1 pseudogene is annotated in these 384 nt (G+C 31.2%); it reads right to left on the bottom strand.

Going from position 1 to position 384, the window contains the following annotated elements:
• Positions 1 to 384, bottom strand: a pseudogene (locus GNY06_RS15580) (transposase); the annotation flags it as partial.

Genomic DNA, 384 nt, shown 5'->3' with positions numbered 1-384 from the left:
GATTTTTTCGCATAGGTACTTCCATATTAATCTGGTTGTAAGTAAATAAGTCTCTTTGATAATCAATACTCAGATCACCTTTGTCTCCTAATATTGTACAATTTTGATACAAGTGCTTAATATCTTTTAGATAATGAATATCATGTACAGAAGCTTGTGTTACATCAAAATCGGTAAAAATCCCATCAGTAGTACACACTGCATGCAATTTATAACCATAATAAACACTATTTTGTCAAGCACAAAAACCTTTATCCGGGCTGGTAAAGTAATTTTCTCTACAAACAGTACTTCTGCAACTTCTGATTAATTTGCATATTTCTAATGGCATGCTATCTACAATGTAATAATCACTGACAGATATTTTTGCAGCTATCTTGTTTC

Source organism: Elizabethkingia argenteiflava (assembly GCF_009904105.1).
GTDB lineage: Bacteria > Bacteroidota > Bacteroidia > Flavobacteriales > Weeksellaceae > Elizabethkingia > Elizabethkingia argenteiflava.
The sequence above is the reverse complement of the archived record's forward strand: the minus strand, read 5'-3'. Positions and strand labels throughout refer to the sequence as shown.